Here is a 25,522-nt window from a genome sequence, read left to right as displayed (position 1 = left end):
TTATTTAGGGGGCAGGAATGGTAAAGCGGGTGTGGATCTCCTCCAGCCCCTGAAGCACGTCTTCATTCAACACCAGGTCGAAACTGTCGATGTTGGTTTTCAGCTGTTCCAGCGTGGTGGCGCCCAGCAGGGTACTGGCAACGAAGGGTTGCTGGCGAACAAAGGCCAGGGCCATCTGCGAAGGATCCAGTCCGTGTTTTTTGGCTAATGCGACGTATTCGGCAATCGCCAACTGCGTTTGCGGGGCCGAATAACGATTAAAGCGGCTAAACAGCGTATTTCGCGCACCGGCCGGTTTGGCGCCGTTCAAATACTTGCCGCTCAGGGTGCCGAACGCCAGGCTGGAATAGGCTAACAGTTCGACGCCTTCGTGCTGGCTGATCTCCGCCAGAGCAATCTCAAAACTGCGGTTCAACAGGCTGTAGGGGTTCTGAATTGAGACGATGCGCGGCAGCTCATGCTTTTCAGCCAACTGCAGGTAACGCATCACGCCCCAAGGCGTTTCGTTAGACACCCCGATATAACGAATTTTACCGGCGCGCACCTGCTCGGTCAGCGCTTCCAGCGTTTCCAGCAGGGTGACGGTAGCCTTTTCGTCAGTGTACTGATAGTTGAGCTTACCGAAGAAGTTGGTCGCACGCTGCGGCCAATGCAACTGGTAGAGATCGAGATAATCGGTGTTGAGGCGTTTCAGGCTGGCGTCCAGCGCGGCACGGATATTTTTGCGATCCAGCGCCTGCTGCGGGCGGATACTGCTGTCAGTCCCGCGCACCGGCCCGGCGATTTTGCTGGCCAGCACCAGTTTCTCACGGTTGCCGCGAGCCTTGATCCAACTGCCGATGTACTGTTCGGTCAGCCCCTGGGTTTCAGGGCGGGGCGGTACCGGGTACATCTCTGCGGTATCGATCAGGTTGATGCCAGCGGCTAATGCATAGTCGAGTTGCGCGTGGGCATCGGCTTCACTGTTCTGTTCGCCAAAGGTCATGGTGCCCAGTCCCAGCACGCTCACTTCTAAAGAACTGTGGGGAATACGGTGGTATTGCATTAACGGCCTTCCTTTCGTGTTAGCGCTTACGGGCTATACACCCGATAAAACAGGAGCCAAACAATCTGCAAGGCGGTGATATCGCCTTTGCCGACTATAACCAAGCCGAGAAGATGGGGGAAGTGGATTCAGTGCGGGGAGGGCTATCGCGCAACGCGGGGGCGATAGCCAATCGGGAAACTAGCGTTCGATGACCTGTGAAACCTGATCGCCGTTGATCTGGCGATGGTTGCCTTTTTCGTCTTTATAGCTGATGAGGCCGGTATCTTGGTCAATCTCTGGCTTGCCCTGAGTCAGGATCATATTGCCGTCTTTGGTCGCCATCACGTAATCGCTGGAGCATCCCGCCAACCCGGCGGCCATCACCAACGCAGACACTGCCATTACCCACTTTTTCATCCTGCGGATCCTCAGTTATGTATGCAAAAAGAAGCTTCTTTCTAGATTAGCAAACTATAGATGCATCGTGTTTCGGATAAGTCCTTATCTCTGTAAGAGAAAGTGACATTGAAACTGTGCGGGGGATACAAAAATATTAACGGGAGCGGCTTACGCTCGCTCCCGTTGGGGGATTACTCAGAGGCGGGTTTTTTCTTGCTGCGCATCAGGTTGAGCGCTTCTACCGACATCGAGAAGAACATCGCAAAGTAGATGTAGCCTTTAGGTACATGCACCTGGAAGCTTTCCAGCATCAGGGTGAAGCCCACCAGGATCAAGAATGCCAGCGCAAGCATTTTCACCGAAGGGTGGCGGTTAACGAACTCGCCAATCGGCCGGGCGGCAAACATCATAACGCCCACGGCAATCACTACTGCTGCCATCATGATAAACAGATGATCGGACAGGCCTACCGCGGTGATCACTGAATCCAGGCTGAAAATGATATCCAGCAGCATGATCTGCACGATGGCACCGAAGAAGCCGTGCACTTTAGTGTGGTGCTCTTCGTCCGACCCTTCGATGGTTTCATGGATCTCTTTACTGGCTTTCCAAATCAGGAACAGCCCCCCCAGCAGCAGGATCAGATCGCGAGCCGAAACGCTGTGATCCATGACGGTAAACAGCGGATGGGTCAGACGGATCACCCAGGCGATAGAGGCCAACAGCCCCAGACGCATTAACATTGCGCCGGCCAGCCCGATGCGACGCGCCTTGTTCTGCTGGGCTTTCGGCAGTTTAGACACCACCAGGGAAAGGAAAATAATGTTATCAATACCCAGAATGATCTCAAGAATGGTCAGCGTACCTAACGCTAACCAGGCATTGGGATCCATAATCCATTCGAACATTGCCTAGCCACACCTTAATAAAAAGCAAAGGCTGAATTATACGCGTTTATTGATACGGCGACACTGTTAGCTAAACACAGCCTAAACAAAAGCGATCAGATTAAGAAATGTCTTGCCAGCAGCGCGGCGGTGAAACTTTTTTTCAAATAGAAACCACGCGGTAATGTGAGGATCGGCTGACCTTGTTCGCCGATGGCTTCGGTCAGGGCTTTACTGTTGGCCGCCTTGGGGCGTAGTTGCAGCACTTCACCGTGCCGTGCGGTGATCCGTTCTACGTGGCCAAGCACGATCAAATCCATCAGCTCTTCCCAGTCGCGGCGCAGCATCTCTTCTTCTTCTTCGTTCGGGCTCCACAACAGTGGTGAACCTATGCGCCGCTGTGCCAGCGGAATCTGCCGCTCGCCTTCCACCGGGATCCACAGCACCCGCGCCAGCTTATGGCGTACGTGGCTGCTGGCCCAGGTGACGCCGCTGTTGCCGGTCAAGGGCGCTACGCAGACGAAAGTGGTTTCCAGCGGCTTGCCGGCGGCGTCTATCGGGATGGTTTTCAGCTCGATGCCCAACTCGGGAAAATCCTGTTCCGGCTTGCTGCCGGCCATGGCGCCAAGATACTGCTCCAGCAGCATGCCAACCCATCCTTTATCCCGCTTCAGGTCTTTGGGAATAGGCAACTGCGCACGTGTCGCCAGTTCTCCCAACTGACAGCCGGCAAGCTGCTGCGCCCGTTCAAACAGTTGCTGTTCATTTTCTGGAGGAGGGGGCAGAGGAGATAAAAACGCCATAATGCGAACCTGCTAGATTTGGTTGAAAAACGTACTGTATTTGTACACAGCGAACCTTGGTGGGTAAGGTCTGGGGAAAAGAATAATAGTAGCATGATTTTCCATGACTTTTTTCCCGCTACATGACGGGGGAAAAATTCAGGGCGACGCTTGTGCACCTGAAGCCACCGACAATAAACAGGATCTTACACCTATTTATCCACAGATTTATGGGATAACCCAAATTTTTACCGATCACTGGTTCGATTTACAGCCTTGACTCAGGGGGTTTTTTGCGAAATTGTCCGTTTTGTGCGTAACTCATACGGATAATCTGTGGATAAAAACGACGTTGGTGGATCTTTCGCCAGGGTAAGATCCTAAACGGATATAGATCACATTTTTACTCTGTATAGGGTTGTTGATAAATAAATAACTATATGTTTTTAATGGTGTAATTTTGTTTTTGTTTTTATGGTGATTTTGAGTTCACCAGAGTTTTACCGGCTTATCCCTTGAGTTCTTCACACACCTATCCACAGAAAAAGTGAATAAAACCGCGTGTAAACGGCTTCACATGTTTATAACTTTGCCATTATCTGTGAGTTATCCCAATGTTATCCGGTCTGCACCGCCGCAAAGCAGTGGTTTACCGCCTGTAGCTTGTGTGAAACAATCAGGGTATCTATGCGAATTTAAGCTTATCGAGGTAGTCCGGTGATCGATGATGATGGCTACCGCCCGAATGTTGGTATCGTAATCTGTAATCGTCAGGGGCAAGTCCTGTGGGCTCGCCGTTACGGTCAACACTCCTGGCAGTTTCCCCAAGGGGGGATCAACCCCGGTGAAACCGCAGAACAGGCAATGTACCGTGAGCTGTTCGAAGAAGTGGGGCTGAGCAAAAAGGATGTGCGTATCCTGGCCTCAACCCGCAACTGGTTGCGCTATAAATTGCCAAAACGTTTGGTGCGTTGGGACACAAAGCCGGTTTGTATCGGCCAAAAGCAGAAATGGTTTCTTTTGCAGTTAATGTGCAATGACGCTGATATCAATATGCAACGCAGCAGCACGCCGGAGTTTGACGGCTGGCGCTGGGTGAGCTTTTGGTATCCGGTGCGCCAGGTGGTGTCGTTCAAACGCGACGTTTACCGCCGGGTGATGAAAGAATTCGCCGTCACCGTGATGCCGATGCAGGAGCAGGCAGCGCAGCGGCAGACCCCCGCTTATCGCCGGAAGAGAGGTTAAGTTAAGCCGACTATGCTCACGCGCTTGCGAGAAATTGTTGAGAAGGTGGCCGCGGCGGCCAGCCTGACAGATGCGCTGGATCTTTTGGTCAATGAAACCTGTCTGGCAATGGATACGGAAGTCTGTTCCATCTATCTGGCAGACAATGACCGCCGCTGTTATTACCTGATGGCGACACGCGGGTTAAAAAAACCGCGTGGGCGCACTATCGCACTGGCCTTTGATGAAGGCATCGTCGGCCTGGTTGGGCGCCGTGCGGAGCCGATTAACCTGGCGGACGCGCAGAGCCACCCCAGCTTCAAATATATTCCCCAGGTGAAGGAGGATCGGTTCCGATCCTTCCTCGGCGTGCCGATCATTCATCGCCGCCAACTGCTGGGCGTATTGGTGGTTCAGCAGCGTGAGCTGCGCCAGTTCGACGAAAGCGAAGAGTCTTTTATGGTGACGCTGGCCACGCAAATGGCCGGTATCCTATCCCAATCGCAGCTTAACGCTCTTTTTGGCCAGTATCGCCAGACGCGCATTCGTGCGCTGGCGGCATCGCCAGGCGTGGCAGTGGCTGAAGGTTGGCAGGACAGCAGCCAGCCGTCACTCGATCAGGTTTACAAGGCCTCAACGCTCGATACCGCCAGCGAACGTGAACGCCTGACCCAGGCGTTGGAAGAAGCCGGGGCGGAATTCCGCCGTTTCAGCAAGCGCTTTGCCGCCAGCTCGCAAAAAGAGAGCGCGGCGATTTTCGATCTTTACTCTCACCTGCTGAACGACGCCCGCCTCAAGCGTGAACTCTTCGCCGAGATCGATGCCGGCTCCGTAGCGGAATGGGCGGTGAAACAGGTGATCGAAGTCTTTGCCGCCCAGTTCGCCAGCCTGCAAGACACCTACATGCGCGAGCGCGCCAGCGATCTGCGCGCGCTCGGTCAGCGTCTTTTATTCCACCTCGACGATACCACTCAGGGCGCAACCCAGTGGCCGGCGCGTTTTGTGCTGGTAGCCGATGAACTGACCGCTACCCTGTTGGCCGAAATGCCACAGGACAGGCTGGTCGGCGTGGTGGTCCGCGACGGTGCCGCCAACTCACACGCGGCTATTTTGGTGCGGGCGATGGGTGTGCCGACGGTGATGGGGGCGGATATCCAGCCTGCATTGCTCAGCCAGCGCCTGCTGATTGTCGATGGCTATCGCGGCGAGCTGCTGGTTGATCCTGAGCCGGTGCTGGTGCAGGAATACCAGCGGCTGATCAGCGAAGAGCTGGAATTAAGCCGATTGGCGGAAGACGATGTCGAACAGCCGGCTCAGCTCAAAAGCGGCGAGCGAGTGCAGGTGATGCTCAACGCCGGTCTTAGCCCGGAACACGAGCAATTGCTGGGAGGGCGCGTCGATGGCGTCGGCCTCTACCGTACCGAAATTCCATTTATGCTGCAGAGTGGCTTCCCTTCCGAAGAGGAACAGGTCGCCCAATATCAGGGTATGTTGCAGCTCTATCCGAACAAGCCGGTGACGCTGCGCACGCTGGATATCGGCGCCGATAAGCAGCTGCCTTATATGCCTATCAGCGAAGAAAACCCCTGTCTGGGTTGGCGCGGTATCCGCATCACCCTGGATCAGCCGGAAATCTTCCTGATCCAGGTGCGCGCCATGCTGCGTGCCAATGCCGGTACCGGCAATCTGGGCATTTTGCTGCCGATGATCACCAGTCTGGAAGAGATCGACGAGGCCCGACGCCTGATCGACCGCGCTGGGCGGGAAGTAGAAGAAGTGCTGGGGTATGAAATTCCCAAACCCAAACTTGGCGTAATGCTTGAAGTGCCGTCGATGATCTTCCTGATCCCGCATCTGGCCGGGCGGGTGGAGTTTATTTCGGTCGGTACCAACGACCTGACCCAGTACCTGTTGGCGGTTGATCGCAACAATACCCGAGTGGCTTCGCTGTACGACAGCCTGCATCCTTCCATGCTGCAGGTGCTCAAGATGATTGTTGTTCAGGCCCAGGCCGTCGGGCTGCCGGTGGGGTTGTGCGGTGAACTGGCCGGCGATCCCATGGGGGCCTTGCTGCTGGTGGGCATGGGCTACCGCAACCTGAGCATGAACGGACGTAGCGTGGCGCGGATCAAATATCTGCTGCGGCATATTGAGCTCTCCGACGCCGAAGTGCTGGCGCAGCGGGTACTCAGTGCCCAAATGACCACCGAAGTGCGCCATCAGGTGGCGGCGTTTATGGAGCGGCGTGGCATGGGCGGGTTGATCCGCGGCGGCAAGTAACGCCGCAGGCTGACTGATTTTTTTACAGAACTTTTCCCAGCAGTCCAGTCCGGAGACGCTTAAGCTTATGCTATTATCCGCCTCCTCACTGTGTTGAAAGCAACGGAAAAAGTGCTCCTGCTGCGTTTCACCGCGTTTGGCACCTGCCGCCCCCGGATGGGGAAGAATAATAGACATGTTGTGGTGATAGATGACCAATAGCTATCTGGCGTTTCCTAAATTTGATCCGGTGATTTTCTCTATCGGCCCGGTCTCTCTGCATTGGTACGGTCTGATGTACCTGGTTGGCTTCGTTTTTGCCATGTGGCTGGCGGTGCGCCGTGCCAACAAACCGGGCAGCGGCTGGACCAAGGATGAAGTAGAGAACCTGCTGTATGCCGGTTTCCTCGGCGTGTTCGTCGGTGGCCGCGTTGGCTATGTGTTGTTCTACAACCTGCCGCTGTTCCTGGATAACCCGCTCTATCTGTTCAAAGTCTGGGATGGCGGTATGTCGTTCCACGGCGGCCTGATGGGGGTTATTCTGGTGATGTTCTGGTTCGCTCGTCGTACCAAACGCACCTTCTTCCAGGTTTCTGATTTTATTGCCCCGCTGATCCCCTTCGGCCTGGGTGCCGGTCGCTTGGGCAACTTTATCAATGGCGAACTCTGGGGCCGTGTTACCACCGATACCCCATGGGCGATGCTGTTCCCAAGTTCACGCGCGGAAGACGTAGCGCTTGCCGCCGCCGATCCGCAACTGCTGCCGATCCTGAATCAATACGGCGTGCTGCCGCGCCACCCGTCCCAGCTGTATGAACTGCTGCTGGAAGGCGTGGTGCTGTTTATCATTCTGAACCTGTTTATTCGCAAACCGCGGCCGATGGGCGCCGTTTCCGGCCTGTTCCTGATTGGTTATGGCGTATTCCGCATTATCGTCGAAGCTTTCCGTCAGCCGGATGCCCAGCTCGGCCTGTTCGACGGCGTAATCAGCATGGGGCAGATCCTGTCCGTTCCTATGGTGGTGGCCGGTATTATTATGATGATTTGGGCGTATCGTCGTCGCCCGCAGCAACAACTGTCGTGAGGAACAAATGAAACAGTATCTGGATTTGATGAACAAAGTGCTCGCCGAGGGCACCCCTAAAGCCGACCGTACCGGCACTGGCACGCTGTCGATTTTCGGCCACCAGATGCGTTTCAATTTGCAGGAAGGCTTCCCGTTGGTGACCACCAAAAAATGTCACCTGCGTTCGATCATCCATGAACTGTTGTGGTTCCTGAACGGCGACACCAACGTGGCTTACCTGAAGGAAAACAAGGTCAGCATCTGGGACGAGTGGGCGGACGAGAACGGCGACCTTGGCCCGGTGTACGGTAAACAGTGGCGTGCCTGGGGAGCCGCAGACGGCCGTCAGATCGACCAGTTGACCACGGTGCTGAACCAGCTGAAACAGGATCCGGATTCACGCCGCATCATAGTCTCGGCCTGGAACGTGGGTGAATTGGATCAGATGGCGCTGGCGCCATGCCATGCGTTCTTCCAGTTCTACGTGGCGGACGGCAAATTATCCTGTCAGCTGTACCAGCGCTCGTGCGATGTGTTCCTCGGCCTGCCGTTCAACATTGCCAGCTACGCGCTGTTAGTGCATATGATGGCGCAGCAATGCGATCTGGAAGTGGGTGATTTCGTCTGGACCGGCGGCGATACCCACCTGTACAGCAACCATATGGAACAAACCCAGCTGCAGCTGACCCGTGAACCGCGTGCCTTGCCAACGCTTTTGATCAAACGCAAACCGGCATCGCTGTTCGATTACCGTTTCGAAGATTTTGAAATCGAAGGGTACGATCCGCATCCCCCAATCAAAGCACCGGTTGCTATCTGATTTTCTCCGCATAAGTTATCCCCGAGGGCGCACAGGTTGCGCCCTTATTTTTTTCTGCCGTCCCTCTCTGCGCACTGCATCGTATTTTGTTGTGCTTGTTCACCAGTTGCATAGAAAGCCTGCGCGATGCGCTTCAAGGCCGAAAAGCCCCCCTTTACCCTGTTGCGCGCCTGATTACACTGGCCGCCATGAACGACGAGATGAAGTTTAACCCCGATGGCCAGCGCGGCATGACGCTGATAGAACTGCTGGTGGTGATTACCCTGGCGGGTCTGCTGACGGGCTGGGGTGTCAGCCACTGGCGTCATTATCAGCAGGCTTTGCGGTTGGAACACACTGCACAACAACTGCTGGCTTTCCTCAACCGGTTGCAGGCTGATGCCAACTGGCACAACCGCACGGCGCTGCTGGGGATTAAACCCGGAACGGCCTGGTGCATCGGTGAAGGTCAAACGCCTGCGAATTGCGCTGCACTCGACGATGACATCTTCAAGCCGCATTACCCTGATGTGCGGCTGACAGGCCATACCCAAAAAGAGATGGGGTTTTATGGCCTGCGCAATAATGCGCAGGCGGGGCATATTGTGCTTAGCAACGGTGCAGGCAGCCTGAGGTTGGTGCTTTCTGCCAAGGGGCGACTGCGACTGTGCAGCGAAGGGGTGAGCATCAGGGGGGTTGCGCTATGTCAGCCTTAGAGCGGGGTTTTACGCTGCCGGAGGTGATGTTGGCGCTGACGTTCGGCAGCCTGATTGCGCTTGCTGCCGCCAAAACCTATCCGGTTTTACGTCAACACAGCGTCGATGTCGGCAGGCACTACCGGCTGGAGTCGGTACTGCGGCAATTGGCCTTCGGCATTGAGAAAGATCTGCGCCGTGCGGGGTTTTGCGCCGGTCAGTGCCGTGGGCAACCAATACTGCTTAGCCACCTTCCCGGAGAAGCGGCGGGCAGTTGCGTGATTATCGCCTATGACATCAGTCTTAACGGCCGTTGGGAGGCTTTCGGCGCCGATGCCGACTATTTCGGTTATCGCCTGCGCCAGGGGATGTTGGAAGGGCAGCGGGGTGTTAATCATTGTCGGGGCGGTGGCTGGGAACGCCTGATCGATAACGACGAAGTGCGTATCGAAGCCTTTAGCGTAAAGACCAACCTGGGTGAAAACGGAAAAACCTGGGCTACGCTGGTGCTAAGTGGCCGTGCGAAAACGGATAGCAATATACGGCGCAGCCTGGTCTGGGCGGTCAATATGGCTTCTCTGCCATGAACATTAGTGCCGAACGAGGCGGCAGTACCCTGGCGGCCGTGATGATGCTGTTGGTGATGGGGCTGATGCTGTTGAATGCCCAGCATCGCCAACTGGACAGCGCTTTACTGCTGGCGACCGACGAGAAGCGCTATTTACGGGCTTACAATCAGGCCGCTTCAGCGCTCAGTTGGGGTGTGGCCCAGACTTGGCCTCGCGGGCAATTGAGCGTCAGTGGCTGGTGGTGCCGGCAAGCCGACGCGCTACGCGCCTGCGCAAAATTATCATCCCAGGCGGGTATTGTCCTGGTGCGTGGTGAAGCACCGATGAATGGCGCAGAGCCTTTGCGGTTATATCAACGGAGCAAGCCTGAGGGCGCAACCGGAGAGATTGCGCTCAGAGCAGAAACCGGCGGGTGGCTGGATTTTTGCCCTGAAAAAAAGCAGGCGGACTGTGAGGATTAACCCAACTGATGCATCTGACGCAACCTTATGGCGCCAGCGGGGCTTCAGCTTGCCGGAGGTCTTGATTGCCGCGTTGCTGTTCGCGGTGTCGCTACTGGGGTTGTTACAGTATCATCAGGTGCTGTTGCAGTCGTTCCAGCGTCAGTGGCAGTATCGACAGGCGTGGTCGTTGGCGCACCAGCATCTGGAAGTGTTCGCCGCTAGCGAGCGCATGGATGCCGGGCTGCCGCCACTGGCACCCGGCTGGCGGCGTGAGACCAGCTTGAGCAGCCCACAGCCTGCCTGTCAGCGGTTAGTGGTAAGAATACAAACGCCCCAACAGCAGTGGGCGGAACTCAGTCGTTGGTACTGCATGCGCCAGTGAGCTGGCACATATTTTGTTTTAAGGGAGCGCCCAATGTTTAAGGTTTATCACTCCAATCAGTTGGACGTGTTAAAAACGCTGACCAGTATTTTGATAGCCAGAGAGCCCTTGGCCGATCCTTTCCAACAGGAAGTGGTGCTGGTGCAGAGCCCCGGTATGGCGCAGTGGCTGCAGATGCAACTGGCGGAGCAGTTCGGCATCGCCGCCAACATCGCTTTCCCCCTGCCGGCTACCTTCATCTGGGACATGTTTACCCGGGTGTTACCGGGTATCCCGAAAGAGAGTGCCTTCAGCAAAGACGCCATGACCTGGAAGCTGATGTGGCTGCTGCCCGATTTACTCACCCAGCCTGAATTTGCTCCACTGCAGCATTACCTCACCGACGACGGCGACAAACGTAAAATTCACCAGCTGGCCGGTCGGGTGGCAGACCTGTTTGACCAATACCTGGTGTATCGCCCGCAATGGCTGGAAAGCTGGCAGAAGGGCGAACGCGTTGACGGACTGGCGGAAGCGCAGCAATGGCAGGCCCCGCTGTGGGCGCGCCTGGTAGAGTACACCGCGGAATTGGGGCAGCCGGAATGGCATCGCGCCAACCTGTATCGCCGTTTTATCAACGAGCTGGAAAAGGCACAGCAGCCCCCAGCGGGATTGCCGCCACGGGTCTTTATCTGCGGCATTTCGGCATTGCCGCCGGTCTATCTGGAGGCCCTCCAGGCGCTGGGCAGGCACATTGACGTTCACCTGATGTTCACTAACCCTTGCCGCTACTACTGGGGAGATATTCAGAGTCAATCATTTCTGGCGAAATTGCAGAGCCGCAAACGACGCCATTATCAGGATCAAACCGAATATGCGTTATTCAAAGATCCTGAAAATGCCGCCGCACTGTTTAATGAAGCCGGTGAGCAAGACCTGCCGAACCCGCTGTTGGCCTCATGGGGCAAGTTGGGACGCGATCACCACTTTTTGCTTTCGCAGATCGAATCTGCGCAGGAAGTTTTCGCATTTGTCGATATCCCTGCGGACAATCTGCTGCATGGCATTCAGTACGATATGCTGGAGCTGAAGAACAGTGCGGTTATCGGCACCACGCCGGAAACGCTGGAAAGCAGCGCCACCAAACGACGACTGGATCCTGCCGATCGCTCCATCAGCCTGCACGCTTGCCACAGCCCGCAGCGTGAAGTTGAGGTGCTGCACGATCAGTTATTGAGCATGTTGGCGGATGACCCTGAGCTGACGCCGCGCGACATTATTGTGATGGTGGCGGACATCGACAATTACACGCCTTATATCCAGGCGGTATTCGGCAATGCCTCCCCGGAACGCTACCTGCCGTTTGCCATTTCTGACCGCAAAGCCAGCCAGGCCCACCCGGCGCTGCAGGCTTTTATCTCGCTGTTGGATCTGCCGCAGAGCCGCTTTACCTCAGAGCAGGTGCTAGCACTACTGGAGGTTCCCGCACTGGCGGCGCGATTCTCCATCCGGGAAGAGGGCCTGCGTCTGTTGCGCCATTGGGTGGGTGAATCCGGCGTACGCTGGGGCCTGGATGACGACAACGTGCGCGAACTGGATTTGCCCGCCACCGGACAGCACACCTGGCAATTTGGCATTACGCGTATGCTGTTGGGTTACGCCATGGACAGCAATGCCGGTGACTGGCAGGGAGTCTTGCCCTACGACGAATCGAGCGGATTGGTCGCCGAGCTGGCTGGGCAGCTAGCTGAACTGCTGGCGGCGTTGAGCCGCTGGCGGCAACGGCTGGGGCAACTGCGTACGCTGCCGGAATGGCAGCCGCTGTGCCGCCAACTGCTGGAGACCTTCTTTGAGCAGGACGGTGAAACCGAAGTGGTGCTGGCGCTGATTGAGCAGCAGTGGAACAAGCTGTTCGAGTTCGGGTTGGCGGCCCGTTATCCCGATGAGGTGCCACTGTCCATCCTGCGTGATGAACTGGCGTCACGCCTCGATCAGGAGCGGATCAGCCAGCGTTTCCTGGCCGGGCAAATCAATTTCTGCACCCTGATGCCGATGCGTTCCATCCCGTTCAACGTGGTTTGCCTGCTGGGTATGAACGACGGCGTTTACCCACGGACGCTGCCGCCGTTAGGCTTTGATCTGATGGCACAGCAGGTCAAGCGTGGCGATCGTAGCCGCCGTGATGATGACCGCTATCTATTCCTGGAGGCGATACTGTCGGCGCAGCAACGGCTGTATATCAGCTTTATTGGCCGTTCCATTCAGGATAACAGCGAACGTTACCCTTCGGTGTTGGTGACCGAGCTGCTGGAATACCTTGAACAGAGCTACTGCCTGCCGGGTGATGAGGCGTTGGACGCCGATGGCAGCGCAAAACGCGTGGGTGATCACTTGCTTAACTGGCACTCGCGTATGCCGTTTGCCGCCGAGAATTTCCTGCCCGGTACCGAAGATCAGAGCTACGACGCGGAATGGCTGCCGGCCGCCGACGGAAAAGGAGCTGCACATCCGGCGTTTAATCAACCTCTGCAGCCGGAAGCGCAGACCCAGATTTTGCTGGATGACTTGCTGCGATTCTATCGCCACCCTATCCGCGCCTTCTTCCAACTCCGTCTGGGGGTCAGCTTCATTCTGGAAGAAACCGAACTGCCGGATGAAGAGCCCTTTACCCTGGATAATCTCAGCCGTTATCAGTTCAACAGCCAACTGTTGAATACCCTGATTGACGGTGAGGACGCCACGCGCCTGTTTCAGCGAGTTCGTGCCGCCGGCGGATTACCCTTTGGCCCATTCGGTGAAATTTATTGGCAGAAGCAGCAGGAAGAGATAGCTGAACTGGCTGAGCAGGTGCGGGCAGAGCGTAGCGAAGGGCACAGTCTTGAACTGGATATCGACATTGCCGGCGTGCGCATTAGCGGCTGGTTGCATCAGGTTCAGGAAGACGGGCTGTTACGTTGGCGGCCATCCACCCTGTCGGCCGTCGATGGGATATTGCTGTGGCTGGAGCATCTGGTGTACTGCTGCGCCGGTGGCACAGGGGAAAGCCGTATTTACGGTCGCAAAGGGGCAGCCTGGCGTTTTGCCGCCCTGAGCGCAGAGGATGCCCATGAGCAACTGGCCGAACTGGTGGCTGGTTATCAGCGCGGTCTGTGTCAGCCGTTGCTACTGCTGAACAAAAGCGGCTGGGCTTGGCTAAGCCAATGTTACCAGCCGGAAACGCAGCAGATTGACTGGGATGAAGAGGTGCAAATCAAGGCTCGAGCCAAGCTGCTGCAGACCTGGCAGGGCGATCAGCGCATTCCGGGAGAAGGCGAGGACCCTTATGTGCAGCGGGTATTCCGGCAGTTGGATAATCCTTCTTTAGCGCAAATTCTGGCCGAAACAGAACGTTACCTGCTGCCGGTTGCGCGACATAACCTTGGGTAACAATCCCCCGGTGGTACTGATTGCCGGGAGGTGGTAAAAATAATTAGGGTTATATTCAACTATCGGGGTCAGCTCCGGTCTTACATAACGTACAAGCATATAGATATTATTGTGTTGTGTTGTTTTGATGTACGCCGTCAACGTCAGGGATTTGGCGCGATGGCGTCAGAATAGGGGTTTATTTTGGATATGCGCAGACAGTTGGCCCGCATCACCGGGTTAGTATTATTGGTTATGTTTTGGGCACCGTTGAGCTGGGCCGCACAGGGATGGCAACCGCTGGCGGAGAAGATCAACAAAAGCGATCACGATCCGCGTCAGTATCAGGCGATCAAACTGACGAACGGCATGACCGTGCTGCTGGTGTCCGATGCTCAGGCACCAAAATCGCTGGCGGCGCTGGCGCTGCCGGTGGGCTCGCTGGAGGATCCGAACAGCCAGCTTGGGCTGGCGCACTACCTGGAGCACATGGTGCTGATGGGATCCAAGCGCTATCCGCAGCCGGAAAACCTGTCCGAGTTTCTGAAGAAACACGGTGGCAGCCATAACGCCAGCACCGCCTCTTACCGCACCGCATTCTATCTGGAAGTGGAAAACGATGCGCTGGCCCCGGCGGTAGACCGCATGGCGGATGCCATTGCCGAGCCGATATTGGATCCAGGCAATGCCGATCGCGAACGTAATGCAGTGAATGCCGAACTGACGATGGCACGTTCGCGTGACGGTATGCGCATGGCGCAGGTCGGGGCGGAAACGCTAAACCCGGCTCACCCGAGTGCGCGCTTTTCCGGCGGTAACCTCGATACCCTGAAAGACAAGCCCGGCAGCAAGCTGCACGACGAACTGACCGCATTCTATCAACGCTATTATTCCGCCAATCTGATGATGGGGGTGTTGTACAGCAACCAACCCTTGCCGGCATTGGCTGAACTGGCGGCCAAAACCTTTGGCCGCGTACCTAACCATGATGCCAGCGTACCGCCGATAACCGTCCCGGCCGTCACGCCTGAGCAACAGGGGATCATTATTCACTATGTGCCGGCTCAGCCGCGCAAGCAGTTGAAGGTCGAGTTCCGCATCGACAACAACAGCGCTCAGTTCCGCAGTAAAACTGATACCTATATCGCTTACCTGATTGGCAACCGCAGCCAAAACACGCTGTCGGACTGGCTGCAGAAGCAAGGGTTGGCGGATGCAATCAATGCCGGGGCCGATCCTATGGTCGATCGCAACGGCGGGGTGTTTTCTATCAGCGTTTCGCTGACCGATAAAGGCCTGGCCAAACGTGACGAGGTGGTTGCCGCAATTTTCAATTACCTGAAGATGTTACGCAGCGAAGGCATCAAGCAAAGCTATTTTGATGAGATCTCCCATGTATTGAACCTGGATTTCCGTTATCCCTCGATCACCCGTGATATGGACTATATCGAATGGCTGGTGGATACCATGCTGCGCGTGCCGGTCGAACATACGCTGGATGCGCCTTACCTGGCCGACCGCTACGACGCCAAAGCGATTGCCGAGCGTCTGGACGCCATGACGCCGCAAAACGCACGCATCTGGTTTGTCAGCCCGAATGAACCACACAACAAAACGGCCTACTTCGTTAATGCGCCTTATCAGGTCGATAAGATTACGCCGCAGCGCTTCGAGCAGTGGCAGCAACTGGGCAAGGGGATCAACCTGTCGTTACCGGCCTTGAACCCGTATATTCCTGATGATTTCAGTCTGACCAAGCCTTCGCACGAGTTCAAAAAACCGGAGATGGTGGTCGACCAACCGGGCCTGCGCGTATTGTATATGCCGAGCCGCTACTTCGCCGACGAGCCTAAAGCCGACGTTACAGTGGCATTCCGCAATGCAAAAACCATGGACTCGGCGCGCAACCAGGTGCTGTTCTCGTTGACCGACTATCTGGCGGGAATTTCGCTGGATCAACTGAGCTATCAGGCCTCGGTTGGCGGCTTGAGTTTCTCTACTTCACCGAACAACGGTCTGCAATTCAACGCCAACGGCTTCACTCAGCGTCTGCCGCAGTTGCTGACGTCGTTGATTGAGGGGTACTCCAGCTTCACGCCGACGGAAGACCAACTGGCGCAGGCCAAATCCTGGTATTTGGAGCAACTGGATTCTGCCGAAAAGGGCAAAGCCTTCGAACTGGCGATTCAGCCGGTGCAGATGGTTTCCCGCGTGCCGTACTCCGAACGCAGCGAGCGCCGTGAGGTGTTGAAAACCCTGACGCTGAAAGACGTGCTGGCCTACCGCGACAGTCTGCTGGCCGATGCGACACCGGAGTTGCTGGTGGTGGGCAATATGAGCAAGCAACAGGTGGATACGCTGGCCTCCACGTTGAAACACCGTCTGGGGTGTACCGGTATTGAATGGTGGCACGGCGAAGACGTTGAAGTGGCTAAAAAACAGCTGGCCAGCCTGCAGCGTGCCGGCAGCAGCACCGACTCGGCGCTGGCAGCGGTCTATGTGCCGACCGGCTATGACGAAGTGACCGGCATGGCCTACAGCTCGCTGTTGGGCCAGATTATTCAGCCGTGGTTCTACAGCCAGTTGCGTACCCAAGAGCAATTGGGCTATGCGGTATTTGCTTTCCCGATGTCCGTGGGGCGGCAGTGGGGGATTGGTTTCCTGTTGCAAAGCAACAGCAAGCAGCCGGCATATCTGTACCAGCGCTATCAGGATTTCTACCCGAAAACCGAAAAACGCCTGCGTGAGATGAAACCGGCCGACTTTGAACAGTATAAGCAGGCGATGATCAACGAGTTGAAACAGCGCCCGCAAACCCTGAGTGAAGAGGCTGGCCGTTTTGCCAATGACTTCGATCGCGGCAATTTTGCCTTTGATACCCGCCATAAGCTGATTGAACAGATCAAGCAACTGACGCCGGTCAAATTGGCGGACTATTTCCATCAGGCGGTGATCCAGCCGCAGGGTCTGGCGGTATTGTCGCAGGTGAGCGGCAGCGGCCAGGAGAAGGCGGATTATGCCGTGCAGCCGGAGTGGGTGACTTATCCTAATGCATCCGCACTGCAGCAAACTATGCCGCGTAAGGTCGCTACACCATGACAGAGACTACCCCGCAGCGGCTTGATCCGCTAACGTTGCCGCTGTTTGGCGAACGGCTGATAGAAGCCTCGGCGGGGACCGGCAAGACCTTTACCATCGGGGCGCTGTATCTGCGCCTGCTGCTTGGCCTGGGCCAGGCGGCGGCTTTTCCCCGGCCGCTGACGGTAGAGGAGATCCTGGTGGTGACCTTTACCGAGGCCGCCACCGAGGAGTTGCGTGGACGTATTCGCAGCAATATCCATGGGTTGCGTATTGCCTGTGTCCGTGGCCGTAGCAAGGATCCGTTATTTACCTCGTTGATGGCGGAGATTAAAGATCTGCCCGACGCCGCTGCGCAGCTGTTGGCGGCCGAGCGGCAGATGGACGAAGCGGCGATATACACCATCCACGGTTTCTGTCAGCGTATGCTGACCCATAACGCCTTCGAGTCCGGCATTCTGTTTGAGCAGACTCTGGTGCAGGATGAGTTGCCGCTGCGTCGCCAGGCCTGTGCGGATTTTTGGCGTCGCCATTGTTACCCGTTGCCGCTGGGCGTGGCCCGGGCGGTAAGTCAGGAATGGAGCGGCCCGGAAGCCCTGCTGGCCGATCTCTCCGGTTATTTGCATGGCGAAGCGCCGCTGTTACGACGACCGCCGAAAGATGACGAAACGCTGCTGATGCGCCATGAGCAAATCGTGACGCGCATTGACGCCATTAAAGCTCAGTGGGGGGCGGCAGCAGGCGATCTGGAAGCCTTAATTAGCCAGTCCGGCGTAGACAAGCGCAGCTACAGCAGCAAACATCTGCCCAACTGGCTGCATAAGGTGGGCGAATGGACGGTGCTGGAAACGCAGGACTATCAGCTACCGAAAGAGCTGGAGAAATTCCGCCAGTCGGTGCTGTTGGATAAAACCAAAAAAGGCGAGCCGCCACGTCATCCGCTGTTTGTGGCTATCGACGAACTTTTTGATGAACCGCTGACGCTGCGAGATTTGATCATGGCGCGGGCATTGAGCGAGATTCGCCTTTCTATTCAGCAAGAAAAGCGTCAACGAGCCGAGTTGGGCTTTGACGATTTGCTCAGCCGTTTGGATAGCGCACTGCACAGTGAAGGCGGCGATCGGTTAGCGCAGGCGATCCGTCAGCGTTATCCGGTGGCGATGATCGATGAATTCCAGGATACCGATCCGCAGCAATACCGTATCTTCCAAAAGCTTTACGTTGGCCGCCCCGAATGCGGCCTGCTGCTGATAGGCGACCCGAAACAGGCGATTTATGCCTTCCGCGGTGCCGACATCTTTACCTATATGCGAGCCCGCTCGGAGGTAAGCGCCCACTATACGCTTGAGACCAACTGGCGCTCGTCACCGGCAATGGTCGGCAGCGTTAACCATCTGTTTGCTCAGGTGGAAAAACCCTTCCTGTTCAGCCAAATTCCCTTTATTGACGTGGCCGCCGCCGCAAAAAACCGGGGCTTGGCTTTTGAACTGCAAAACCAACCGCAACCGGCAATGCAATTCTGGCTGCAGCAGGGAGAAGGTGTTGGCGTTAGTGAGTACCAACAATTGATGGCGCGCCTGTGTGCCACACAAATCCGTGACTGGCTCAGCGCCGGGCAACAGCAGCAGGCTTGGCTGGTGGATGGCGATAAACGCCGGGCGGTGCAGGCTTCAGACATTACCGTGCTGGTGCGTAGCCGTAACGAGGCGGCGTTAGTTCGCGATGCACTCAGTGCGCTGGCCATTCCTTCGGTTTATTTGTCCAACCGCGACAGCGTGTTTGATACGCCAGAGGCCAAGGATTTGCTGTGGTTGCTGCAGGCCGTGCTGGCACCGGAGCAGGAGCGAACCTTGCGCAGCGCTATGGCGACCGGGCTGATGGGATTGGACGCATTGGTGCTGGACAGTTTGAATCAGGATGAGCGCGCCTGGGATAGGCTGGTCGACGAGTTTGACGGCTATCGCTCCCTCTGGCTGCGTCGGGGAGTATTGCCGATGTTGCGCGAGGTGATGAAGCAGCGCCATCTGGCAGAAAACCTGTTGGCCACGCAGGGTGGCGAGCGTCGATTGACCGACGTGATGCATTTGGGGGAACTGTTGCAGGAAGCCTCAGCCCAGCTCGACAGCGAGCATGCGCTGGTACGTTGGCTGGCACAGCAGATTGCCCAACCCAATCGACAGTCTGACAACCAACAGCTACGTCTGGAAAGCGATCGCCATCTGGTGCAGGTGATCACCATCCATAAATCCAAAGGGCTGGAGTTTGATCTGGTGTGGCTGCCGTTCGTCGGTAATTTCCGCCAACAGCAGCAGGTGCTGTATCACGATCGCCAGAGCTTCCAGGCTTTGCTCGACCTCAACGCCGATGAAGAAAGTATCGAATGGGCGGAGGAGGAGCGACTGGCGGAGGATTTACGCCTGTTGTACGTGGCGTTGACCCGTTCGGTGTATCACTGCAGCATCGGTATTGCGCCGCTGATCCAAGGCACCCGCAAGAAGCAGGGGGATACCGATTTACACCGCAGCGCGCTGGGCTATCTGGTGCAAGCCGGCCAGGCCGGCGATGCAGCCTATCTGCAGCAATGCCTGCAACAGCTTGTCAGGGAGGGCGTTGCGCTGTCGCTGGTCGACACGCTGGATGAACAGCCCTGGTTGCCGCAAACGCCGGAATTGAGCGAATTGGCCGCCAAAGGTTTTTCACGTCAGGTGCAGGATTTTTGGCGAGTGACCAGCTATACCGGCTTGCAACAGCACGGCGCAGGCCTGATGCAGGATTTATTGCCGCGGCTGGATGTTGATGCCGCAGGCGAGCAAGCTCAGGACAGTGAGCCAGCGCTCACACCGCACACTTTTCCACGCGGTGCTACGCCAGGGACTTTCTTGCACAGCCTGTTTGAAACGCTCGATTTTACCCAACCGCTCGATGAACAGTGGCTGCTGGAGCAACTGCAACAACAAGGCTTTGCCGAACATTGGCAACCGATACTGCTGGCGTGGATGCAGGTGTTGCTCAACACTCCGCTCAATGATACCGGTGTCGTGCTGTCGGCATTGGCGCCGCAGCAAAAGCAGGCGGAACTGCAGTTTTATCTGCCTATCGACAGGCTGTTGCAGGCCCGTGAGCTGGATGCCCTGGTGAAAAACTACGATCCGCTTTCTGCTCGCTGCCCGGCACTGGATTTCCAACAGGTGCAGGGAATGTTGAAAGGGTTTATTGACCTGGTGTTCTGCTGGCAGGGGAAGTACTACCTGCTGGATTACAAATCCAACTGGTTGGGCGAGGACAGCAGTGCCTATACCCGGCCGGCGATGGAGCAGGCGATGGCAGAACACCGTTACGATCTGCAGTATCAGTTATATACCCTGGCGCTGCACCGTTATCTGCGCCATCGGCTGGTGGACTACGACTATCAACGGCACTTCGGCGGGGTGATTTATTTGTTCCTGCGCGGGGTGGATGCGCAGCATCCAGGCAACGGCATCTTCGCCTGTCGGCCAGAGCAAGCGTTAGTCGAGGGTATGGACAGGTTGTTCAGCGGCGAGGCCATTACGGCAGAGGATGAGCCATGATAGCTTTACTGGAACAGGCGCAGGCACTCGGCGTGCTGCGCCCGCTGGATTTACAGTTTGCCCGCGTGGTGGCCACAGCGGACCAGCCGGATATTTTATTGGCTGCCGCTTGCCTCAGCGCCGAGGCGGGTGCCGGCCATGTTTGCCTGATGCTGGAACAGTTGTTGCCGGAGAATCTTTTTGACGGACGTCAGCCAGAGCTGGCGCAGGCTGTGTGGTTGGCGGCCGGGCAGCCCGATCTGACCGACTGGCAGCAGCGCCTGTCCGCCAGTGCGGCGGTTGGCGATGGCAGCACGGCGATGCCGATGGTGTTGCAACAGCAGCGTTTGTACCTGCAGCGCATGTGGCAGAACGAAGGTGAGGTTGCCGATTTTATCAGCGGTGACAGCCTCCATCAGGCGGTTGAAGAAGCCGAGCTACGCACTATTCTCGATCAATTATTTGGCGAAGCGACCGACGAACCGAACTGGCAGAAAATTGCCGCGGCTGTGGCCGCCACGCGGCGCATCGCCGTCATTTCCGGCGGACCGGGCACCGGTAAAACGACCACCGTGGCCAAGCTGTTGGCCGCGTTGGTGCAGCTTGCCGAAGGCCGACGTTTGCGCATTCAGTTGGCGGCACCCACCGGTAAAGCGGCGGCGCGCCTGACCGAATCCTTAGGCAGCGCCGGCAGGCAACTGGCGCTAACGCCGGAGCAACGTGCGCTGTTCCCAACCGAAGCCTCCACTCTTCACCGTCTGCTAGGCGCTCAGCCCAACAGCCAGCGTATGCGTTATCACCGTGGCAACCCGCTGCATCTGGATGTACTGGTGGTCGATGAAGCCTCGATGGTTGACCTGCCGATGATGGCGCGCCTGATTGCCGCTTTGCCTGCTCAGGCGCGGGTGATTTTCCTGGGCGATCGCGATCAGCTGGCTTCGGTTGAGGCTGGCGCGGTGCTGGGCGATATCTGCCGCTTTGCCGAGCAAGGTTATAGCGTGGCACGGGCAGAACAGCTCTCGCGGCTGACGGGTTGTCTGCTGCAGGGGCAAAGTGCCGAGGCGGAGGCAGCCGTGCGCGACAGCCTGTGCCTGCTGCGCAAGAGCTATCGCTTTGATGCCAACTCGGGCATTGGTCAACTGGCCTTTGCGGTAAATGCCGGGGATGGCAAGAAGGCAGCATGGGCGCTGGGCGGCAATTTCAGTGACGTTACGGGGCACCCGTTGGCGGAAACGCAAGACTATCAGGCACTTTTGGATGCGTGCGTGGCGGGCTATCGTGATTATCTGCAGCAGGTGGCGACAGGTGCTGACGCGGTGACGATACTGGCTGCGTTTGGCCAATTCCAGGTGCTATGCGCGCTACGAGAGGGGCCATTCGGTATTGCCGGGTTGAATGAGCGTATTGAAACGGGACTGCAACGCGCCGGTTTGATCCAGCGTAAGCCAGGAACTGCGGGGCGCTGGTATCCGGGGCGTCCGGTGATGATTGGGCGTAATGACAGCGCGCTGGGGTTGTTCAACGGTGATATCGGTATTGCTTTGCGAGATGAGAGCGGCGAGCTGCGCGTTCATTTCCAACTGCCGGACGGTAGCATTAAGTCGGTGCAGCCGAGCCGTTTACCGGCGCATGAAACCGCCTATGCGATGACGGTGCATAAATCGCAGGGCTCGGAGTTCGATCATACGGTACTGGTACTGCCCAATCATTTCTTGCCGGTGCTGACCCGGGAACTGGTGTATACCGCGATTACCCGGGCGAGGAAGCAGCTTTCGCTGTATGCCACCGAAGCCGTTTTACTACGGGCGATCCGCACCCCGACCCAACGCCGCAGTGGGTTGGCAGAGCGGTTACAGATAACGGGTTAAGAGAGAGCTTGGGGCGCAGCATGCTGCGCCCGCGCGGGTTACAGATCGGCCAGCAGAATTTTGGAACGGCGTTGGTAGTTGTACAGCGCCTGTTTTTGCATTGGCAGCACGTCAACTTCCGCCGGGGTGAACCCGCGCTCCTGGAACCAGTGGATGCTGCGAGTGGTCAGCACGAACAGTTTACGCAGGCCCATCTGGCGCGCCTGACTCTCCACCCGCTGCAGCAACATTTCACCGCGTGATGAGCTGCGGTAATCCGGGTGCACCGCCACGCAGGCCATCTCGCCGATTTTCTCTTCCGGGAACGGATACAGCGCCGCGCAGGCGATGGTCAGGTTATCGCGTTCAATAATGGTGAACTTGTCGATCTCCATTTCCAACTGCTCACGTGAGCGGCGAACCAAAATGCCTTGCTGTTCAAGCGGACGGATCAGTTCGAGGATGCCGCCGATGTCGTTAATCGTGGCCCGGCGCACCTGTTCCGCGCTCTCCATGACGATTTGGGTGCCGATACCATCGCGTGAGAACAATTCCTGCACCAACGCACCGTCTTCCTGATAGCTGATCAGGTGGCTGCGGCGTACGCCGCTGCGACAGGCCTTTACCGCGCCGCGCAGGAAGCGCACGGTGCCCGAATGGTAATCACCGCTCTCTTCCAGTTCTTCGATGCGTTTCTGCGCATCGTTGGGAAACAGTTCGGAAATGATATTGCCTTCCTGATCGGTGACCCCTTGAGACGAGCAGAAGCCGATCATCTTCTCGGCTTTCAGCTTGATGGCCAACTGGGTCGCCACTTCCTCTGACGTCAGGTTAAAGCTTTCGCCGGTAACCGAAACGGCAACCGGGCCGATCAGCACAATGGCGTTGCTGTCGAGCTGACGATGAATGGCTTCTTCATCAATACGACGGATGCGGCCGCTGTGGCAGTAATCCACACCGTCATCGATACCCAGCGGTTGGGCAATGATAAAGTTACCGCTAACCACGTTGATATGCGCACCCTGCAGCGGTGTGTTGTTGAGGCTCATTGACAGCCTGGCGGTGATATCCAGTTGCAACAGGCCTGCTGCTTGTTTAACCAGCTCAAGGGTGTGGGCGTCGGTAACGCGCGTATGTTTGTGATAAATCGGTTCGTAATTATGCTGCGCCAAATTAACGTCGATTTGCGGCCGTGCGCCATAGACCACCACCAAACGAATGCCCAGGCTATGCAGCAGCCCGATATCGTTGACGATGTTGGAAAAGTTCTCATGTTCGATGGCTTCCCCGCCAAGCATGACGACAAACGTCTTGCCACGGTGGGCGTTGATATAGGGAACTGAGTGACGGAATCCTTGGACCAGCTCTGTACTACGTTCCTTCACGGCCAAACCTCATCTGCATATTTATACGGTATTTTTGTATTTTTATTCTTTTCTTGGCCTGATGGCAAGCGGGAAATTGTCTCTATATCTTTGCTAAGGGCGCTGAATCGTTAATAAATTGAAAAACCATAAAAAGATTTTCTGATGACAGCGCCGGAATGATTGGTTAAAGTTTTCGGCATTCCCGTTTACTGGTGTTTTTTTCATCTGTTTTAATCTGTTACCACTGCCGGAGTCGCATGCCAAACTCAAATCACAATCTGGGCCGCCGTCGTTTATTGCAGGGGGTTGCCGCTAGCTGGTTGCTGAGTGTGAGTCGCGTAGGCGTCGCCGCTTCGTCGCACGTCATCGCCGTACGTGTCTGGCCTTCGTCTACCTATACCCGAGTGACGCTCGAATCTAACGTTGAACTGAAATATAAACAGTTTGCGTTGACCAATCCCGATCGCGTGGTGGTGGATATCGAGGGCGTGCAGCTCAACAGCGTGCTTAAGGGCATTGTCGGCCAGGTACGCGACGACGATCCTTACCTGAAACAGGCGCGTGTCGGCCAGTTCGATCAAAACACCGTCAGGCTGGTGCTGGAGCTTAAACGCAGCGTCACGCCCCACATGTTTACATTGGCGCCGGTGCCGGAATACCGCAATCGTCTGGTGATGGATCTGTACCCGAGCAAGGGCGGCAGCGGCGAAGACTATGATCCACTGTTGGCGTTACTGGAAGATTACAACAAGGGCGATCTTGAGCGCACTTTACCGGCGGAAGCACCGCAGGCCGGTAAAGCAGGGCGCGATCGGCCTATTGTCATCATGCTGGATCCCGGCCACGGCGGCGAGGATCCCGGTGCGATTGGCAAATTCAAAACGCGTGAAAAAGATATCGTACTGCAGATTGCCCGCCGCCTGAGCACCTTAATCAAGCGTGAGCCGAACATGAAGGTGTTTATGACGCGCAATGAGGACGTCTTCATTCCGCTTAAGGTGAGGGTGGCTAAGGCACGTAAGCAGCGCGCCGATCTGTTTGTGTCGATCCATGCGGATGCCTTCACCAACCGTGCCGCGCGCGGTTCGTCGGTATTTGCGCTGTCGACCAAGGGGGCCACCAGCTCGGCGGCCAAGTTCCTGGCGCAGACCCAGAACGAATCGGACCAAATCGGCGGTGTCAGCAAAAGCGGCGATCGCTATTTGGATCACACCATGTTTGATTTGCTACAAACCGCAACCATCAACGACAGCCTGAAATTCGGCAAGGAAGTGCTTAACCGAATGGGTAAAATTAACCGTTTGCATAAGAATCGTGTCGATCAGGCCGGTTTTGCGGTGTTAAAGGCGCCGGATATCCCCTCTATCCTGGTTGAAACGGCATTTATCAGCAACATAGAGGAAGAGCGCAAACTGCGTACTGCCCATTTCCAGCAGCAGGTGGCGGAGTCTATTCTCGCAGGTATCAAAGCGTATTTTGCTAACGGCGGTGCGGTTGCACGCAGCTAGAGGGAGGCGGCGGGGATCTACAGACCGCTGCGCTTTCGCAATAACTGTATTCCTGAACAAGCCGGAGTTTGCCCCAACGGCGAATGTTTTGCCAAGTCTTCCTATCCCTGATTGTCCCTGAAACTGGCGACGAAAAGCTCGCGAATCCTATCGGCAGCACCCATTTCGTTGCCCCTTCACCGGCAATCGTCAAGCCAATGGTTGGCTGCAATAAGCGTGACTCCCCATTCCTCATCTGCTAAGGCTCCAGATCCTGGT

Annotated in this window: 18 protein-coding genes; 13 read left to right on the top strand and 5 right to left on the bottom strand. The window is 56.6% G+C overall.

All coding sequences use genetic code 11. The annotated features are described in order from the left end of the window. Positions 1 to 4: 4 nt before the first annotated feature. From H0S68_RS19870 to mutH, 4 genes are all read right to left on the bottom strand, one after another. Positions 5 to 1,045 (bottom strand): NADP(H)-dependent aldo-keto reductase, encoded by a 1,041-nt coding sequence (locus H0S68_RS19870; RefSeq protein WP_020828403.1) that lies wholly within the window; start codon positions 1,043 to 1,045, stop codon positions 5 to 7. A 180-nt stretch (positions 1,046 to 1,225) separates the two neighbouring features. After that, on the bottom strand, positions 1,226 to 1,444 hold the full coding sequence (locus tag H0S68_RS19865) for a YgdI/YgdR family lipoprotein (protein ID WP_020828402.1): 219 nt from the start codon (positions 1,442 to 1,444) through the stop codon (positions 1,226 to 1,228). A 173-nt stretch (positions 1,445 to 1,617) separates the two neighbouring features. Then, positions 1,618 to 2,334 carry a TerC family protein gene (locus tag H0S68_RS19860; protein WP_048760797.1) on the bottom strand — a complete coding sequence of 239 codons (717 nt, stop codon included), beginning with the start codon at positions 2,332 to 2,334 and terminating at the stop codon, positions 1,618 to 1,620. Between the two features lie 95 nt (positions 2,335 to 2,429). Then, positions 2,430 to 3,116: a DNA mismatch repair endonuclease MutH gene (gene mutH / locus H0S68_RS19855; protein ID WP_046372754.1), complete on the bottom strand. Its 687-nt coding sequence runs from the start codon at positions 3,114 to 3,116 to the stop codon at positions 2,430 to 2,432. A gap of 696 nt (positions 3,117 to 3,812) precedes the next feature. On the opposite strand from mutH, the gene rppH reads away from it, so the two are divergent. The 12 genes from rppH to recD all read left to right on the top strand — a co-directional run bounded on the left by rppH (position 3,813) and on the right by recD (position 22,410). Next, positions 3,813 to 4,340, top strand: coding sequence for an RNA pyrophosphohydrolase (gene rppH / locus H0S68_RS19850; RefSeq protein ID WP_012146527.1), 528 nt, complete (start codon positions 3,813 to 3,815; stop codon positions 4,338 to 4,340). A 12-nt stretch (positions 4,341 to 4,352) separates the two neighbouring features. Continuing rightward, positions 4,353 to 6,599 carry a phosphoenolpyruvate--protein phosphotransferase gene (ptsP, locus tag H0S68_RS19845; protein ID WP_020828399.1) on the top strand — a complete coding sequence of 749 codons (2,247 nt, stop codon included), beginning with the start codon at positions 4,353 to 4,355 and terminating at the stop codon, positions 6,597 to 6,599. Between the two features lie 190 nt (positions 6,600 to 6,789). Further along, entirely contained in the window at positions 6,790 to 7,662 is an 873-nt protein-coding gene (lgt, locus tag H0S68_RS19840) for a prolipoprotein diacylglyceryl transferase (protein ID WP_020828398.1), read from the top strand. 7 nt (positions 7,663 to 7,669) lie between these two features. Beyond that, on the top strand, positions 7,670 to 8,464 hold the full coding sequence (gene thyA, locus H0S68_RS19835; RefSeq protein WP_020828397.1) for a thymidylate synthase: 795 nt from the start codon (positions 7,670 to 7,672) through the stop codon (positions 8,462 to 8,464). A 188-nt stretch (positions 8,465 to 8,652) separates the two neighbouring features. After that, positions 8,653 to 9,159, top strand: a complete 507-nt coding sequence (locus H0S68_RS19830) for a prepilin peptidase-dependent protein (RefSeq protein WP_122080669.1) — start codon at positions 8,653 to 8,655, stop codon at positions 9,157 to 9,159. Continuing rightward, the gene (locus tag H0S68_RS19825) at positions 9,147 to 9,725 is read left to right on the top strand and encodes a prepilin peptidase-dependent protein (RefSeq protein ID WP_217331844.1); all 579 of its coding nucleotides are present in this window, start codon (positions 9,147 to 9,149) and stop codon (positions 9,723 to 9,725) included. Before H0S68_RS19830 ends, H0S68_RS19825 begins: the two co-directional genes overlap by 13 nt. Further along, positions 9,722 to 10,168: a YgdB family protein gene (locus H0S68_RS19820; protein WP_128865135.1), complete on the top strand. Its 447-nt coding sequence runs from the start codon at positions 9,722 to 9,724 to the stop codon at positions 10,166 to 10,168. Before H0S68_RS19825 ends, H0S68_RS19820 begins: the two co-directional genes overlap by 4 nt. Positions 10,169 to 10,217: 49 nt before the next feature. Continuing rightward, positions 10,218 to 10,532, top strand: coding sequence for a prepilin-type N-terminal cleavage/methylation domain-containing protein (locus H0S68_RS19815; RefSeq protein ID WP_410528978.1), 315 nt, complete (start codon positions 10,218 to 10,220; stop codon positions 10,530 to 10,532). Between the two features lie 33 nt (positions 10,533 to 10,565). Then, entirely contained in the window at positions 10,566 to 13,937 is a 3,372-nt protein-coding gene (recC, locus tag H0S68_RS19810) for an exodeoxyribonuclease V subunit gamma (protein ID WP_410528977.1), read from the top strand. A 189-nt stretch (positions 13,938 to 14,126) separates the two neighbouring features. Next, a complete protein-coding gene (ptrA, locus tag H0S68_RS19805) occupies positions 14,127 to 17,015 on the top strand; it encodes a pitrilysin (RefSeq protein WP_410529475.1) in 2,889 nt (962 codons plus the stop codon). After that, positions 17,012 to 20,563, top strand: coding sequence for an exodeoxyribonuclease V subunit beta (gene recB / locus H0S68_RS19800; protein ID WP_410528976.1), 3,552 nt, complete (start codon positions 17,012 to 17,014; stop codon positions 20,561 to 20,563). The genes ptrA and recB overlap by 4 nt, the downstream gene beginning before the upstream one ends. Then, entirely contained in the window at positions 20,560 to 22,410 is a 1,851-nt protein-coding gene (gene recD, locus H0S68_RS19795; protein WP_410528975.1) for an exodeoxyribonuclease V subunit alpha, read from the top strand. The genes recB and recD overlap by 4 nt, the downstream gene beginning before the upstream one ends. A gap of 38 nt (positions 22,411 to 22,448) precedes the next feature. Here the strand turns inward: recD and argA are convergent, their stop codons facing one another. Next, positions 22,449 to 23,774 carry an amino-acid N-acetyltransferase gene (gene argA / locus H0S68_RS19790; protein ID WP_041414902.1) on the bottom strand — a complete coding sequence of 442 codons (1,326 nt, stop codon included), beginning with the start codon at positions 23,772 to 23,774 and terminating at the stop codon, positions 22,449 to 22,451. 239 nt (positions 23,775 to 24,013) lie between these two features. Here argA and amiC point away from each other — a divergent pair, with 239 nt between their 5' ends. After that, positions 24,014 to 25,264 (top strand): N-acetylmuramoyl-L-alanine amidase AmiC, encoded by a 1,251-nt coding sequence (amiC, locus tag H0S68_RS19785; protein WP_217331848.1) that lies wholly within the window; start codon positions 24,014 to 24,016, stop codon positions 25,262 to 25,264. The last annotated feature ends 258 nt before the right edge of the window (positions 25,265 to 25,522 follow it).

The sequence above is a fragment of the Serratia sp. AXJ-M genome (assembly GCF_046531865.1).
In the GTDB taxonomy this organism is placed as follows: Bacteria; Pseudomonadota; Gammaproteobacteria; order Enterobacterales; family Enterobacteriaceae; genus Serratia; species Serratia liquefaciens.
This window is presented reverse-complemented; position numbering and strand designations above follow the sequence as displayed.

Excerpts from the sequence above, each read along its gene's own strand:
- H0S68_RS19870 (WP_020828403.1), bottom strand. The coding sequence starts at position 1,045 with ATGCAATACCACCGTATTCCCCACAGTTCTTTAGAAGTGAGCGTGCTG.
- H0S68_RS19865 (WP_020828402.1), bottom strand. The coding sequence starts at position 1,444 with ATGAAAAAGTGGGTAATGGCAGTGTCTGCGTTGGTGATGGCCGCCGGG.
- H0S68_RS19860 (WP_048760797.1), bottom strand. The coding sequence starts at position 2,334 with ATGTTCGAATGGATTATGGATCCCAATGCCTGGTTAGCGTTAGGTACG.
- mutH (WP_046372754.1), bottom strand. The coding sequence starts at position 3,116 with ATGGCGTTTTTATCTCCTCTGCCCCCTCCTCCAGAAAATGAACAGCAA.
- ptsP (WP_020828399.1), top strand. The coding sequence starts at position 4,353 with ATGCTCACGCGCTTGCGAGAAATTGTTGAGAAGGTGGCCGCGGCGGCC.
- lgt (WP_020828398.1), top strand. The coding sequence starts at position 6,790 with ATGACCAATAGCTATCTGGCGTTTCCTAAATTTGATCCGGTGATTTTC.
- thyA (WP_020828397.1), top strand. The coding sequence starts at position 7,670 with ATGAAACAGTATCTGGATTTGATGAACAAAGTGCTCGCCGAGGGCACC.
- H0S68_RS19830 (WP_122080669.1), top strand. The coding sequence starts at position 8,653 with ATGAACGACGAGATGAAGTTTAACCCCGATGGCCAGCGCGGCATGACG.
- H0S68_RS19825 (WP_217331844.1), top strand. The coding sequence starts at position 9,147 with ATGTCAGCCTTAGAGCGGGGTTTTACGCTGCCGGAGGTGATGTTGGCG.
- H0S68_RS19820 (WP_128865135.1), top strand. The coding sequence starts at position 9,722 with ATGAACATTAGTGCCGAACGAGGCGGCAGTACCCTGGCGGCCGTGATG.
- recC (WP_410528977.1), top strand. The coding sequence starts at position 10,566 with ATGTTTAAGGTTTATCACTCCAATCAGTTGGACGTGTTAAAAACGCTG.
- ptrA (WP_410529475.1), top strand. The coding sequence starts at position 14,127 with ATGCGCAGACAGTTGGCCCGCATCACCGGGTTAGTATTATTGGTTATG.
- recB (WP_410528976.1), top strand. The coding sequence starts at position 17,012 with ATGACAGAGACTACCCCGCAGCGGCTTGATCCGCTAACGTTGCCGCTG.
- recD (WP_410528975.1), top strand. The coding sequence starts at position 20,560 with ATGATAGCTTTACTGGAACAGGCGCAGGCACTCGGCGTGCTGCGCCCG.
- amiC (WP_217331848.1), top strand. The coding sequence starts at position 24,014 with ATGCCAAACTCAAATCACAATCTGGGCCGCCGTCGTTTATTGCAGGGG.